16 protein-coding genes are annotated in these 13,780 nt (G+C 69.6%); 7 read left to right on the forward strand and 9 right to left on the reverse strand.

Annotation, left to right across the window (positions count from 1 at the left end; all coding sequences use genetic code 11):
- Positions 1-48: 48 nt before the first annotated feature.
- Entirely contained in the window at positions 49-498 is a 450-nt protein-coding gene (locus tag ABN273_RS11205) for a MarR family winged helix-turn-helix transcriptional regulator (protein ID WP_349448636.1), read from the reverse strand.
- Positions 499-599: 101 nt separating this feature from the next.
- Between ABN273_RS11205 and ABN273_RS11210 the strand changes: the two genes are divergently transcribed.
- A complete protein-coding gene (locus tag ABN273_RS11210; protein ID WP_349448637.1) occupies positions 600-2,111 on the forward strand; it encodes an LLM class flavin-dependent oxidoreductase in 1,512 nt (503 codons plus the stop codon).
- On the opposite strand, the gene ABN273_RS11215 is transcribed toward ABN273_RS11210, so the two are convergent.
- Entirely contained in the window at positions 2,108-3,298 is a 1,191-nt protein-coding gene (locus ABN273_RS11215; RefSeq protein ID WP_349448638.1) for an MFS transporter, read from the reverse strand. The genes ABN273_RS11210 and ABN273_RS11215 overlap by 4 nt on opposite strands.
- 54 nt (positions 3,299-3,352) lie before the next feature.
- Here ABN273_RS11215 and ABN273_RS11220 point away from each other — a divergent pair, with 54 nt between their 5' ends.
- Positions 3,353-3,745 carry a MerR family transcriptional regulator gene (locus ABN273_RS11220; protein WP_349448639.1) on the forward strand — a complete coding sequence of 131 codons (393 nt, stop codon included), beginning with the start codon at positions 3,353-3,355 and terminating at the stop codon, positions 3,743-3,745.
- Positions 3,746-4,019: 274 nt separating this feature from the next.
- On the opposite strand, the gene ABN273_RS11225 is transcribed toward ABN273_RS11220, so the two are convergent.
- Positions 4,020-4,361: a hypothetical protein gene (locus ABN273_RS11225; protein ID WP_349448640.1), complete on the reverse strand. Its 342-nt coding sequence runs from the start codon at positions 4,359-4,361 to the stop codon at positions 4,020-4,022.
- A 617-nt stretch (positions 4,362-4,978) separates the two neighbouring features.
- On the reverse strand, positions 4,979-5,953 hold the full coding sequence (locus ABN273_RS11230; protein ID WP_349448641.1) for a helix-turn-helix transcriptional regulator: 975 nt from the start codon (positions 5,951-5,953) through the stop codon (positions 4,979-4,981).
- A gap of 100 nt (positions 5,954-6,053) precedes the next feature.
- Between ABN273_RS11230 and ABN273_RS11235 the strand changes: the two genes are divergently transcribed.
- On the forward strand, positions 6,054-6,437 hold the full coding sequence (locus tag ABN273_RS11235; protein ID WP_502910995.1) for a VOC family protein: 384 nt from the start codon (positions 6,054-6,056) through the stop codon (positions 6,435-6,437).
- Positions 6,434-7,021: a YdeI/OmpD-associated family protein gene (locus tag ABN273_RS11240; protein ID WP_349448643.1), complete on the forward strand. Its 588-nt coding sequence runs from the start codon at positions 6,434-6,436 to the stop codon at positions 7,019-7,021. Before ABN273_RS11235 ends, ABN273_RS11240 begins: the two co-directional genes overlap by 4 nt.
- A gap of 12 nt (positions 7,022-7,033) precedes the next feature.
- On the opposite strand, the gene ABN273_RS11245 is transcribed toward ABN273_RS11240, so the two are convergent.
- Genes ABN273_RS11245 through ABN273_RS11255 form a run of 3 tightly spaced genes read right to left on the reverse strand, consistent with a single transcriptional unit; the run spans position 7,034 to position 9,482 of the window.
- On the reverse strand, positions 7,034-7,954 hold the full coding sequence (locus tag ABN273_RS11245) for a hypothetical protein (RefSeq protein WP_349448644.1): 921 nt from the start codon (positions 7,952-7,954) through the stop codon (positions 7,034-7,036).
- The gene (locus ABN273_RS11250; protein WP_349448645.1) at positions 7,951-9,027 is read right to left on the reverse strand and encodes a hypothetical protein; all 1,077 of its coding nucleotides are present in this window, start codon (positions 9,025-9,027) and stop codon (positions 7,951-7,953) included. Before ABN273_RS11250 ends, ABN273_RS11245 begins: the two co-directional genes overlap by 4 nt.
- Positions 9,024-9,482, reverse strand: coding sequence for a DUF4188 domain-containing protein (locus ABN273_RS11255; RefSeq protein WP_349448646.1), 459 nt, complete (start codon positions 9,480-9,482; stop codon positions 9,024-9,026). The genes ABN273_RS11250 and ABN273_RS11255 overlap by 4 nt, the downstream gene beginning before the upstream one ends.
- A 253-nt stretch (positions 9,483-9,735) precedes the next feature.
- Here ABN273_RS11255 and ABN273_RS11260 point away from each other — a divergent pair, with 253 nt between their 5' ends.
- A complete protein-coding gene (locus ABN273_RS11260; protein WP_349448647.1) occupies positions 9,736-10,056 on the forward strand; it encodes a GYD domain-containing protein in 321 nt (106 codons plus the stop codon).
- A gap of 71 nt (positions 10,057-10,127) precedes the next feature.
- Here ABN273_RS11260 and ABN273_RS11265 read toward each other — a convergent pair whose 3' ends face one another.
- Together ABN273_RS11265 and ABN273_RS11270 are read right to left on the reverse strand one after the other, a co-directional pair.
- Positions 10,128-10,766: a maleylpyruvate isomerase N-terminal domain-containing protein gene (locus tag ABN273_RS11265; protein ID WP_349448648.1), complete on the reverse strand. Its 639-nt coding sequence runs from the start codon at positions 10,764-10,766 to the stop codon at positions 10,128-10,130.
- A gap of 483 nt (positions 10,767-11,249) precedes the next feature.
- Positions 11,250-12,791, reverse strand: a complete 1,542-nt coding sequence (locus ABN273_RS11270; protein ID WP_349448649.1) for a phenylacetate--CoA ligase family protein — start codon at positions 12,789-12,791, stop codon at positions 11,250-11,252.
- 200 nt (positions 12,792-12,991) lie between these two features.
- Here ABN273_RS11270 and ABN273_RS11275 point away from each other — a divergent pair, with 200 nt between their 5' ends.
- Together ABN273_RS11275 and ABN273_RS11280 are read left to right on the forward strand one after the other, a co-directional pair.
- On the forward strand, positions 12,992-13,393 hold the full coding sequence (locus ABN273_RS11275) for a helix-turn-helix domain-containing protein (protein WP_349448650.1): 402 nt from the start codon (positions 12,992-12,994) through the stop codon (positions 13,391-13,393).
- 28 nt (positions 13,394-13,421) lie between these two features.
- Positions 13,422-13,778, forward strand: coding sequence for a DUF4180 domain-containing protein (locus ABN273_RS11280; protein ID WP_349448651.1), 357 nt, complete (start codon positions 13,422-13,424; stop codon positions 13,776-13,778).
- The last annotated feature ends 2 nt before the right edge of the window (positions 13,779-13,780 follow it).

The following is a 13,780-nucleotide window of genomic DNA, read 5'->3' on the forward strand; positions in this document are numbered from 1 at the left end:
CCCCCCGGGGGGACGCGGCTGGCGGTCGGCACCGCACGGGCGGCAGTGTCAGCGGCCGGGGGCGGGAGGGCGGGCGTGGGCGGTCAGGATGCCGCCGATGGTCGACGCCAGCAGCTCCCTGTGCCCCTCCGGCAGCTCCCCCGCCAACGCGTCCAGCCGCTGCGCGACCTCTTCGTGCGCCAGCACCCCGATCCGCGCCCCGTCGGGGGTCAGCTCGATGCGGCAGGCCCGCCGGTCACGGGAGTCACGCGTGCGGGTCACCAGCCCCCGTTTCTCGGCCCGGTCCACGAGCCCGGTCAGGCTCGACTTCTCCAGGTGCAGCGCGCGCGTCAGCTCCGTCATCCCCACGGGCCCGTCGATGAGCAGGCACAGCAGCTGCGCCTGCTGCGGCGTCAGGTCGTGCTCCCTGCTGACCTCTGCGAACACCTGCTGCACCAGGTGCGCCAGACGGACGAGCGCTTCGGTGAAGCGCAGGACCGGCTCCTTCGTCGTGACCACGGCACCGAGTCTACTTGACAATGGTTCATAATACGAACTAATTTCGTTCTCGTCATCAACTGTTCGTACAACCAACTAGCGGCCCGGCCAAGGAGCCACCAATGCCCGACTACGGCCACGACCTGCTCTTCGGCGCGAACTTCGCGCCCTCCGCCCACCAGGCCGACACTGTCGTAGCCCTCTCCCAGCTCGCCGAGCGCTCCGGGCTCGACCTCGTCACCTTCCAGGACCACCCGTACCAGCCCGCCTTCCTCGACACCTGGACCCTGCTCAGCTACGTCGCCGCCGCGACGGAGCGGATCCGGCTGGCGGGCAACGTGCATCCGCTGCCGTTGCGGCCGCCCGCCATGCTGGCCCAGGCCGCGGCCAGCCTCGACATCCTCAGCCGCGGGCGGTTCGAGCTCGCGCTGGGCAGCGGCGGGTTCAGGGAGGCCATCGCCGCCATGGGCGGCCCGCGCCTCACCCCCAGCCAGGCCGTGGACGCGCTCGAAGAGGGCATCGCGATCATCCGCGCCGCCTGGGACACCGACACCCCCGGCGACATCCGGCACGACGGCCAGCACTACCAGGTCAGCGCCCAGCGAGGCCCCCGCCCGGCCCACGACGTCGGCATCTGGCTGGGCGCGTACAAGCCCCGCATGCTCCGCCTGACCGGACGCCTGGCCGACGGCTGGCTGCCGTCCCTCCCCTACCTCCGGTCGATCGGCGCGATCGGCGAAGGCAACGCCGTCATCGACGAGGCCGCCGCCGAAGCGGGCCGCTCGCCCCGCGACATCCGCCGCCTGCTCAACCTCGCAGAAGAGCTCCCCGCCACCCAGCTCGCCGAGCTGGCCCTCACGTACGGCGTCAGCGTCTTCAACATCGTGGTCGACGATCCGCGCCAGATCCAGCGCTTCGCCCAGGAAACCGCCCCGGCCGTGCGCGAGCTCGTCGCCGCGGAACGCGACCGGCCCCGCCCGGCCACCGCGCCAAGCACCACCGAGCCGCCTGCCACCGCGCAGAACACCACGGAGGGCGCCGCGCTGCCTGCCACCCCGACCCCGGACGACGGCGTACGGCTCACCGAGATCCGCGTGTGGGACGAGACCACCCGCCCCACCGCCCCCCGCCCCGAACCCGAGCGGCGCTACACCCCCGCGGAGCAGGCCAACGCCCAGCACCTCATCGACGTGCACGACCACCTGCGCGGCGAGCTCGCCCGGCTGCGCGACCTCGTCGACCAGGTCGCCGCGGGAACGCTCGACGCGGGCGCCGCCCGCTCCCACATCAACACCATGACCATGCGCCAGAACAACTGGACGCTCGGCGCCTACTGCGAGTCCTACTGCCGTCTCGTCACCATGCACCACTCCGCCGAGGACGCCATGGTCTTCCCCAACCTGCGCCGCGCCGAGCCCGGCCTCGCCCCCGTGCTCGACCGCCTCCAGGAGGAGCACCACGCCATCCACAAGGTCATCGAACGGGTCGACCGCGCCCTCGTCGCCTTCGTCGGCGACCCGGCCGGCCTCGCCGACCTGCGTACCACGGTGGACCTGCTCACCGACACCCTGCTGTCCCACCTGTCGTACGAGGAGCGCGAGCTCGTCGAGCCCCTGGCCAGGCACGGCATCTAGGACCGGCGGGCGGGGAACGCGTGGCGGCGCGCCGCGACCACGATCGCCAGGGCCGCCGCCACCAGCGGAAGCGAGGTCCACGGCAGCGCACCCGCCCCCGCGCCCTCCAGCACCACCCCGCCGGCCAGCGACCCGGCCGCGATACCCGCGTTGTACACGGTGGTCTGCATGGACGTGGCCACATCCGCGTTCCCCGCGCCCGAGGCGTCCACCAGCGCCGTCTGCAGCAACGTCGGCACGCCCCCGAAGGCCGCCCCCCACAACCCCACCGCCGCGAGCAACGCCCAGCCCAGCCCCCCGAAGAGGGCCAGCACCGCCATGGCCCCCGCGACCACACCCAGCACGGCCAGGAGCGTCACCCGCAAGACCCGGTCGATCACGGCCCCGGTGATCCAGATCCCCACCACGGTCCCGACCCCGAACACGAGCAGCACGAGACTCGTCCCCCCGAAACCGGCGAAGGCCACGAACGGCACCAGGTACGTGTACATCGCCTGATGCCCCACAAGCACCAGCACCGTCACCCCGAGGATCGTCCGGACTCCCGGAAGGACCGCCACCCGCCGCAGCGGCACCCGGGCGGCGGCCGCCTCGCCGGGGAAGCGCGGCACCTTCCACAGCACCCACCCCACCAGCACGACCGCCACAACAGACAGGCCCAGGAAGGCCGCACGCCACCCGAAGGCCGACGCCAGCGCCGCACCGGCCGGAATCCCGGCGCACAGCGCCACCGTGATCCCCGCCGAGACGATCGCGATCGCCCGCCCCCGCCGCTCGACCGGTACCATCCGCGCCGCGTAACCGACCAGCATCGCCCACAGGATCCCGCCCATGACCCCGGCCAGCACCCGCGCCCCGAACGTCACCGCGTAAGAAGACGAGACCCCGGTCACCGCGTTGAACAGGGCGAACCCCACCAAAGCGGAAACCAGCACGGGCCGCCGCGGGAGCCCGCGCAGCAGCGCCGTCAGCGGGATCGCCGACAGGGTGGACGCCACCGCGTACGCCGTCACCAGGAACCCGGCCCGCCCCTCGGGCACCTCCAGCGCCTGCGCCATCCGCGGCAGCAGCCCCGCGGGCAGCAGCTCGGTCATCACCGCCGTGAACGCCGCCGAGAACAGCGCCAGCAGCCCCGACCACGGCATCCGCCCGACGCGGACCGCGTCGGTGATCGTCGCACCAGACATGCCGAATATACTGAAACCTTCACATCAATGTGAAGGCAAGCCGGGAGGCACGCCATGAAGATCGGGGAACTGTCGCGGCGCACGGGCGTGCCCACCCGCATGCTCCGCTACTACGAGGAGCAGGACCTCCTGCACCCCGGCCGCGCCGACAACGGCTATCGCCGGTATCCCGAGTCGGCGGTGTACCGCGTCCAGCAGATCCGCGGCCTGCTCGACTCCGGCCTGACCACGGAGATCATCCGCCGGATCCTCCCGTTTCTCAACGAGCCCGACGAGATCCACCTGCACCCGCAGTGCCTGACGCCGGAGCTGGCCGAGCTCCTGGAGGCGGAGGCGAGCCGCATCCAGCAACGCATCGACTGCCTCTCCCGCAACCGCGACGCCATCCGCGCGTACCTCGCCGCGGTACGGTCCGCTGGCCTTTACAACGTAGATTCTGAAAATTAGGCGACCTCACCTGCGGAAGTGCGGGTCAGTGAGCCGTGACACGTTAGTTGGAACATGGCCATGGTTATTGGCACTATCCAACTGTGCCGGCCCAGGTTCTGCCGCGCCGGTGGATCGTCGAGAGGTCCATCAGCTGCCTGAAGAGCTCGAGGCGGAACATCTGTCAGGGTCGATATCGAGATCACGGGCGACAGCGTGGTCTGCCTCCAGCTTCTGCAGGCCGTCGGCCGGAAGCTTCGGGCTCGTCGCGGGTGAGCAGGTCAAGCCGCGGTGGTCAGGCCGCGTAGGTGTAGTGGTGCGGCCAATCACCGGTCTTCGACTTCCCCCTGAAGATGGCCTGCAGGGCGATCCGCGCCTGCCCCGGCAGGGCGTCCTCATCCACTGGGGTGCTGGTCGCCTTGTGAATGCTCACCACGCCCACGAGGTCGTCGGGGCCTCCGCCGTACCCATAGGTCACGGTCTCCTCGGCTTCGGCGATCTTGACAATAAAGACTAAAAGTCCCACTTCACACTCCCACGGCGGCGGCCACCGCCCGATCGGCTCGGTAGTACCGATCAAGTGCCCGGATGCACCGGTCTCCACCGAGACCGGCACCTGGAGGTCCTCCCAGCTCACCAGATGCCACCACAACGGACCGCACCCGCTTGCCCCGCGTAACCCACCTGTCATCTATCGACCCAGGTTACGCATACGTACTAGCAAAGCGTGCAGCTCACGGCAACGCCTCGGTTCCAACTAACGTGTCACGGCACAGTCAGGTCCGCGTCCTGGCCGACGGCGTGGCGGGCGACTTGGGGAGGCCGGCCCTGGCCACGTGGAGCAGGCTGCGTGGGTCGGCGACGCCCAGCCGGACCGCCAGCACCTGCCGGGTCGGCTCGCAGTCGATGATCTGGCTCAGCGGGTGCGTGGTGCAGCCGTGCCTGGAAGGAGCCCGACGCCGCGTTGACCGAGTGGAAGAGGACCGAGGACCTGGCGTTCCTGTCCGAGGTGTCCTCGGTTCCGCTGCAGCAGACCCTCTCCGGGTCCTTCCTGCACGATCTTCAAAAAACGCGTTCTATGAAGAGCCTCGCCGCGTACTCCGCTTCACTGCCTTGGCCTCAGGGAGCGCGTAACCCGCGCCGCGACCCGGCTGACCAGTGGTCCCAACTGGCCCGTCGACCAACCCGCGCATGGTCCAGCGTGCCCCACCTGAGAACCTGCGTGCGGTCTCCCGCACGAGTTGGCGTACGGGGTCAACTGGTCTTGCGAGGGAAGCCGCGGATGGCGTTGCCCGCCCGCTCGGCGATCGATGCCAGGTGCTCGGCCAGGAGCGGCGGGTCGAGCAGGGTGTAGTCCATGGGCAGCAGGGTCAGACGGTAGGCCAGGTAGTGGGGCGCGTCGGAGTGGGTGCGCAGCCGGCAGGTGTGCTCGTCGACGGGTTCCAGCTCGCCCTGCCAGGCGGGGACCTGCTCGGCGGCCCGCTCGATCGGCGCGTGCAGGAGCACCGTGGCCCGGATGGAGCCCGCCGCGATCGCCTGCTTCACCCAGGTGAGAGCGTCGACGCCGCCGGGTAGCTCGCGGGCGGGCACGTGGACGCCGGTGCGCTGGACGTCGGTGAGGCGGTCCAGGCGGAAGGAGCGCCAGGCGGAGCGCTCGGCGTCGAAGGCAACCAGGTACCACAGCCGCCCCGAGGCCACCAGCCGGTGCGGCTCCACCAGGCGGCGGCTGGTCTGACCGTAGGCCGTGGTGTAGGCGAAACGGACCCTCTCGTGGATGACGCAGGCGGCCGCGAGCGCGGCCAGGGCCTCGGCGTCGGTGGTGGGTCCCTGGGTGGGCGGCAGGATGACGGTCGCGCGTGAGAGCGAGGCCACCCGGCGGCGCAGCCGTTGCGGCAGGACCTGTTCCAGCTTGGCCAGTGCGCGCAGCGAGGTCTCCTCCGTCCCTGCGATGGCCGCGGTGGCGGCGGTGCGCAACCCGATGGCGATGGCGACGGCCTCCTCGTCGTCCAGCAGCAGCGGTGGCATGGCCGTACCGGCGGTGAGGCGGTAGCCGCCGATGTTGCCCTGGGTGGCGTGCACGGGGTAGCCGAGCTCGCGCAGCCGGTCGATGTCGCGGCGAATGGTGCGGGTGGTGACGCCGAGCCGGTCCGCCAGTTCGGTGCCGGGCCACTCTTTCGGGGTCTGCAGCAGGGACAGCAGTTGCAACAGTCGTCCAGATGGATCGCGCATGTCTTCACTCTGCCGCACTACTAGGACATTCACTGACCTATTAAGGGTCTACTGTTCAGTTATCAAGCGAACGGCAAGGGAGAACACCATGTTGCGCGGAATGACCACCATCAGTTACTGGGCCGAGGACCACCTGGAGGCCGTCCGTTGGTACACCGAGCTGCTGGGCATTCGCCCCTACTTCGAGCGGCCCGGATACGCCGAGTTCCGCGTCGGTGACTTCCAGCACGAGCTGGGCCTGATCGACAGCCGCTACGCCCCCGAGGGTGCGGTGAGCGGCCCGGCGGGCGTGATCGTGTACTGGCACGTTGACGACGTGGCGGCCACGATGGAGCGGCTCATCTCGATGGGCGCGAAGGTGTATGACCCGCTCACCGAGCGCGGCCCCGGGTTCGTGACCGCCTCGGTGGTCGATCCCTTCGGCAACATCCTGGGCGTCATGTACAACGCCCACTACCTGCAGGTTGTGGAGTCGGCCCGATGAGCGCGGAGGAGGCTGTCCTCACCTTCGAGGACGCCGCTCAGTGGGAATACTGGCTGGCTGAGCACCACGACGGAGGGACGGGCGTCTGGCTGAAGATCGCCAAGAAGGGGTCGGGCGCGACCTCGGTGACGCAGCCGCAGGCGTTGGCCACCTGTCTGTGTTATGGCTGGATCGACAGCCACCGCCGTTCCTTCGACGAGAAGTTCTACCTGCAGCGGTACTCGCGGCGCCGTACCGGCAGCCCGTGGTCGCAGGTGAACGTCGAGCAGGCGGAGGCGCTGATCGCCGAGGGGCGGATGCGCCCCCCGGGACTCGCGGAGATCGCCTCCGCCCAGGTGGACGGGCGGTGGAGCGCCGCCTACCCCTCCCAGCGCAACGCCACCGCCCCGCCCGACCTGGTCGCGGCGCTGGAGGAGCATCCCAGGGCCAAAGCCGCCTACGACTGCCTGGGCAAGACGGGCCAGTACGCCGTGATCCTACGACTGGCCAAGACCCGTACTCCCCAGGGCAGAGCCACCTGCCTGGCCACGGTGATCGCAGGGCTGGAGGCCCAACCCGCGGCGGGCGGCAGGTCGAAGTCGTAGGAGGAGCGCCGGTCAGGTCCGTGTCCTGGCCGACGGCGCGGCGGGCGACTTGGGGCGGCCGACCCGGGCCACGTGGAGCAGGCTGCGCGGGTCGGCGACGCCCAGCCGGTCCGCCAGCGCCTGCCGGGTCGGCTCGCAGTCGATGATCTGGCTCAGCGGATGCGTGGTGTAGCCGTGCCCGGACAGCGTGAGCCAGTGCCGCATCAGCACGCGGCCCAGCTCCAGCTCGTCGGAGACCGGCCCCACCAGCACCAGCACGTCGCCGTCGTAGTCCAGCAGCCCCCGCGAGGCCCCTGCCAGCACCCTGGGCAGGCCCAAGCGGCGCAGCGCGGGATACAACGCCAGCGACGCGCGCAGCCCGGCCACCTCCGCCCGGCTGAGGGCCAGGGCGCGGTCGGTGAGGCCGTCGAGCAGGTAGCGGCGGTGGCGCCGGGTGAGCCGGAGCCAGTCGCGCAGCTCCCGCGTCACGTCCCGGTCCCCGAACTGGTGCAGGTCGGCCGCGTACAGCAGGTCCGCGAGGTCGCGGCAGGCGAGCCTGCGCATCCCGGTCAGCTCCGCGACCAGGGAGTCCGGCAGGCGCCCCGGGTGGTACTCGCCGCGGTTGGCTCCGCGGGCCCGGATGTCCGCCGTGGTGAAGGGCGTGGCGTACGGCTGCGCGGCGGCGTACAGGAAGCCCACCCGCCGGGGGCCCGGGTCGGGGCGGAAGGCGACGGACAGGCCCGCGCCGGCGCACACGATCAGGCAGCACTCGATGAACGCTCCGAGACTCAGGCGCAGGTCGCGGCCCGTGGGGTCGCTGACGGGCAGGGCACGCGACGGGTCCCATCCGATCTCGGCCTCGCCATCCGTGTAGGTGAGGGTCCAGGGCTGGGTGTTGTGGGCGCTGGGGGCGCGCCAGAAGTCCGGCTCCAGGCGCCGCAGCCGGTCTTTCACGGCTTCAGGTCCTTCTCGTAGAAGGTGTAGCCGTGCAGGGGGCCGCCGCCCATCGCGGTGTACTGGGCGGCGGAGCCGGGGTTGGTGCGCTCCACGTACGTGCTGCGCAGCGCCTGGTACCCGCCCCGGCGCAGTCCCTCGTGCAGCTCGCGCGAGAGCAGCCGCATGTAGCCGTGGCCCTGCTCCCCCGGGACCGTGCCCTTGACGATGAGCACGGCCTCGCGGCGGTAGCGGGAGCGGGTGGCCAGCAGGCGCAGCTGGTGCAGCAAGTGAAGATTGCCTCCAATTTTCGCGATAAATCGCGAAATGTCTGGCAAGCAGAGCACGAACGCGATCGGCCGCTCCGCCTTCGTCAGGTACAGCAGCAAGGATTCGTCGAGCAGGTACGCCAGCCCGTCCGTCTGCGCGGCCAGCTGCTGCGCCGAGATCTCCGTGTAGTAGCCGAGCTGGGCGAAGCTCGCGTTCAGCATCTCGCGCAGGATGGGGAGCTGCTCCCCGATCCGCCGGCGGTCGCCCCGGTGCACCCGCAGCCGCTCGGCCTCGATCCGTTCGTCGTCGAACGCGAACACCGGCTCGTCCGGCACCGGGCAGATCCAGGTGTCGGACTCGAAGCGGCGGGTGAAGCCGTACGCCTCGTAGGCGGCCGGATAGTACGGGTGGTTCCAGGCGCTGTCGATGAAGCCGCGTTCGCCGAAGCCCGAGGTGATGACGCCGCCCGACTGGTTGGGCAGCAGCGACACCGGCCCGAACGCCGCCTCCTTCCCCGAGGCGCGACCGGCGGCGAGGACGCCGTCGAACAGCTCCTCCGCCGCCTCCTCCGCGAACTCGGTCAGCCCGAACAGCTGCGTGGCCCGGCCCAGCTTGGCGTCCAGCGCGGCGTCGGCGTGCAGCGTGGTGCGCGCGACCACCTGCCCGCGCCGCCTGAGCACGTACAGGCGCACCCCCTGGCGGTGCCACGTGCGTACCTGGGCGTGCAGCGGCGGGATGAAGCGCGGCTCGTCCGCGTAGACGCGGTCGGTCAGCGCCAGGAAGTCACGCAGGTCGCGGCGGCTCTCGACGGGCTGCAGCGTCACCCGCGCCTCACTTGCGGCCCCTCGCCGTCCCCCTTGGACAGCTCGGTGGACAGCGGGGTGAATGTCTCGATGTGCGCCATCGGCCCGCCCTCCGCGCGCCAGACGCCGTTGCTGTAACCCTCGGGCTCGGCGGTGTAGAGCCGGATGTATCCGCCGGTGGCGTTCTTCGTGCCGTCCGTCACCCACTGCATGAGCTTGCGGTGGTGGCGGGAGCGGGCGAAGCGCAGCAGCGCGTCGCGGTCCTCGAAGAAGGCGAGCGTGCCGAGCGTGAACGGGAACTCCCAGTAGACCTTGTGCCAGCAGTAGCCGCGCATCCGCTTCATGTCGCGGACCATCCGGAACCACGTCAGCGTGAGCGTGACTATCGACAGCGGCCCACGGTAGCGGGTCGCGCCGACGAACATCGCCGCCGCCCGCCCCTGCGGCGGCGCCTTGCTGAAGTCGGTGGTCCTCATGCGTCCTTCACCAGATAGTCGGGCTCGGCCGACAGGCCCCCGTCGCGACGGAGACTCCGCATGGGAACAATATCGACCAAACCGATTCCCGCTCAGGATAGTGATGAGCGTCGTGGCGCTGGGAGGCTGTCGCCAGTTGCCGGAATGAAGCCCTCCCAGTGGGCTTACCGTCAACTGGGGCTGAGAACTTCGTCCACATGACCGCATTCGCGGTCGTCACCTGCGGGAGCGGTAGCACGGAAGGGGTTCAATCATGCCCAAATACCTCATTCAGGCGAACTACACGGCGGACGGCCTCAAGGGGGTGCTCCGAGAGGGAGGCACCGGACGGCGCCAAGCGGTGGAGCGCATGGCGGCGAGCGCCGGCGGCCGGGTCGAGCAGATGTACTTCGCGTTCGGCGAGAACGACGTGTACCTCATCGTCGACATGCCGGACAACGTGGCTTCGGCCGCCGTGGGGTTGAAGGTGTCGGCGAGTGGCGGAGCGCGGACGAAGACGATTGTCCTGTTGACGCCGGAGGAGATCGACGAGGCCGCGAGCAAGGACGTGGAGTACCAGGCCCCCGGCGCATGACAGGGCGCCCGGCCGACTTCAGCCTGGATCGGTCAGCCGTCGGCTGCGCTACGTGCCCAAGCAGCAGGTGGTCACGCGCCGTGCGTGCCGTACCAGCGCCACTCGGTGAGTCGTGGGCGATCAGGGAGGGCGATGCGTCCGGTTGCCCACAGCAGGACCTCCCAGGCGTCACCATCAACGGTGACATGGGGAAAGAGCCTCTTCATGACCCGTTCGCACAACTCTCTCGGCGGCGACCACTCCAGATCCAACCCCTGAGCGATGTCATGGGTGTGCACGAGGGTCTCAACAACGGCCATTGCGGCAAAGCCCTCTGGATCCGAGGGCCCGAAGACATGGTAAGCAACGGTGGTCGAGGGGGCAGCGCGTAGGACGGACGTGAGCAGCCCGCCACACGCCTCCAGGATGGTCATGAGGGCCTCGGGGCCTGAGTCCCGCTCAACGAAGATGACATTTGCCGGTCCACCGCTTCGCTCACTGCTCGTCCGGAACGGCAACACCGTGGACATCGGCGGCTTCGTGAGCCCGAACCTCGCAGCGTACGTGAACAGGTCATCGGCCAGATGCTCGAGCGTCTCCCAACACGTCCAGTCGAGGGTGCCGGCCTTGGCCTCCCACGCCTGGGGATCTGCACGCCTCAGAGCGTCGATGGCCAAGGTGACAACCCGACGCACGTCCTCTTCGTCGACCACGGTGTCTGCCTTGCGCATGCGGAGGATCTTGACCTGCACCTCGCCCTGAAGGGACGAGGATTCCCGTGCCGCCTTTGGCGGCAACCCACAGCGTTGGACGCCTAGGTTATGGAACGGGGTGCTTGACGCTTCACAGACCGGGCAACCCCAAAGTCTCCACGTCCTGAGACGACCAGCCCGGCCGCCTTGTTCCATAAAAACGATCTCCCGCGCGGCTTGGTTATCGCTCACTCGTTCGACCACCACCGACTGTAGACCCGGCCACGTCACTGCTGCAAGTGATTTCGGCAAGGTTCTGGGTCCGCGCTGTGCGCTCCGGCCTGCCCCGCCTTCGGCGGCCATCCCCTGGCGGGGCCGCATTCATCCACGGCCTGAAGGCCGATGGCTTTCTGCGGCTTCTTGGTAACAACGGCCGCCGTGGACCTGCGCCACGAAGGCGCGGACGCCGTCAGGCTGTAACCCCACAGATATCGAGGTCACAGGGACTCTTGGCTGGTCGTCTCAAACAAGATAGACGTTCTTCATCTTCGTGAACCCGGCGAACGGCCCCTCGCCCAGGTCGTAGATCTTGACCCGAAGGTCGGCGGCCGTCGGGTCCTCCTTGAGCGACTCGGCGAAGTCGCGCGAGACGGCGCTCAGGTGGGCGACCACACCCTTGCGGCAGATCTCGGCCAGTTCCTCGCGGTCGGCAGCGCCGATCTCCGGGCCGCGCAGCTCGATGTTGATCACTGGGCGGTACTCCAGACCGGGTAGTTCCTCCAGCGACAGGCAGAACCTGTTGATCGCGGCCGCGTACGGATTGCCCTGGTAGAGGCCGTACTCGACGTCCTGCGGATACAGGTTGGCCCCCATGTAGGAGATCGTCGAGTCCTTGCGCCCGAACAGGAAGAGCAGCGGCAGGTTCATCCGCTCATCGGTCCACGCCCGCTCGTACTCGTCGGCGCCGAGGGCCTGCTTGACGTCGGCGAGGGTGTGCAGCCTGGCCTCGTCGCCGACGTTGTAGCGGAGCTTGGGCTGCAGGCAGCTCTTGGTGTTGATGGTGCACAGGAGCTCGCCTTCGGCGTTCACCTCGAGGAACGTCTCCAGCGGGTTGTAGTGGAAGATCATCGGCAGCCGCTGCTCGCCCGGGCCGAGCAGCAGGTCGCGCAGGCGCTGGTCGATGGCCAGGCGCTTGCGCAGCCACACGCTGAACCCGCTCTCCGCCCCCATCCCGATGGTCAGGTCGCTGGCGCCGTAACCGGAGCGGACCTCCTCGAAACGCTCCTCCAAGTAGTCGCGCAACGCCTCGGTCATGCCCTCGCCACCGACCATGCCGCGGATGCGGTAGTCCCGCCACGGGAAGCCCGCCTCGTCGAGGCGGTCGCGCAGGTGCTTGAGGAACGGCGGGTACGCGGCCACCACGTAGTCATAGCCGGGCCCGAAGTGCTCCAGCGTGTCGGCGATCTTCTCCAGGTCGGGGCCGGTGTTCTTGACCATCGCGATGCGCGCCATGGCGGCGCCCGTGGTGGTGCCGGTGGCCCAGGCGCCCATCGAGTACGCGTTGATCACGAACAGCCTCTTGCCGGGGAAGACCAGCTCGATGTACCCGGCGGCGTTGCGGTAGATGCCCTTGAGCTCGCGCGGCCCGCGTACCCAGTTGTACGGCTTGCCGCTCGACCCCGACGACTCGTCCACGATCACGCCGGGGCGGTGCAGCCGCCCCTCCTGGCAGCGGCTCTCCTCGTCGTACCTGGCGGCGTAGTTCTGCTTGGTGGTCTCCGGGAAGTCCGCCAGGCGCCTGGCGTGCTCGGCGCCGTTCGCGCGCAGGAAGTGCCGGTACGCGGGCACGTCCACGGCGGCGAACTGGCAGGCCACCCGGGCGTGCCTGGCCGCTAACCAGTCGAGCACGGGATGGTAGCCGCGGGCGACGAGCCGCCAGACGACGGGATGCATCGCGCCCAGCCGGTAGGCGCCGGTCAGGGACCAGGAATATGCCTGCAGCCGAACCCTGCGCCAGCGCTGGCGGAGGGTGAGCGGCCCGAGGGCGGGACTGAGCCGGGTCATGGATCGTGAGACTAGCGGTGCCGGATAAAGGATCGCTTCATGCGGTGGGCGGCCGAGGCGTTCGGCGGCGCGGGCGCGGGCAGGCGGGCAGGCGGGGAGGTGATGGAGGGCCGCCCGCGTCTGACCATCGGTCCGGTCACGGTCGGCGCTCACGCTTGATTCCCTATTACTCCTTTATATATGGCATTATAGGGAGTGATATGGAGCAATACACCGTCGATCAGGCGGCCAAACTGCTGGGGCTGCACGTCAAGACCGTCCGCAACTACGTACGGGACGGGCGGCTGCCCGCCGTGCGCGTCGGCAAGCAGTACCGGATCGCCAAGGAGGACCTCGCAGCCTTCGCCGGGCTGCCGATCGGCGCCCCCGCCACGCCCCGCCACGCCGAGGTGTCCAGCATCGTCCAGATCGACGGCATCACCAGGGGCGAGATGGACCGGGTCAGCACGATGGTCCTGGGATCCCTGGCGGACCGCCCGCACGGCCTGCGCGTGGAGTTCGTCTACGACGAGGAGCGCGCCCACCTGAAGGTCATCGTGCTGGGCGGACTGGAGGAGAGCGCCCAGATCCTGCGGATCGTGGACGCGCTGGTACGTGACTGAAGCCCCCGAGAGATCATGGAGTTCCTGGATGCTTGACGACCGCGTGTACGTCTGCGAGCCGCACGGCGCGCCGCTGCGTGAGACCAGCGACGCATTGGACCTCCTCGGTGAGGCGTTCGGCAGGGGCGCCAGCTGGGTGGCCGTCCCGGCCGAGCGGCTCCACGAGGACTTCTTCGCGCTGCGCACCGGCGTGGCGGGTGAGTTCGCGCAGAAGTTCGTCAACTACCGCATCGGCCTGGCCATCGTGGGGGACGTCTCCCGCTTCACCGCCGTCAGTTCCGCGCTGCGCGACTGGGTGCTCGAGTCGAACCGCGGCCACCACATCTGGTTCGTCGGCGACCTTGCGGAGCTGGCGGCGCGGCGGTCAGCAGCCCGCTTGCCTTGACA

It is taken from the genome of Nonomuraea sp. B19D2 (assembly GCF_040137845.1).
Classification (GTDB): Bacteria; Actinomycetota; Actinomycetes; order Streptosporangiales; family Streptosporangiaceae; genus Nonomuraea.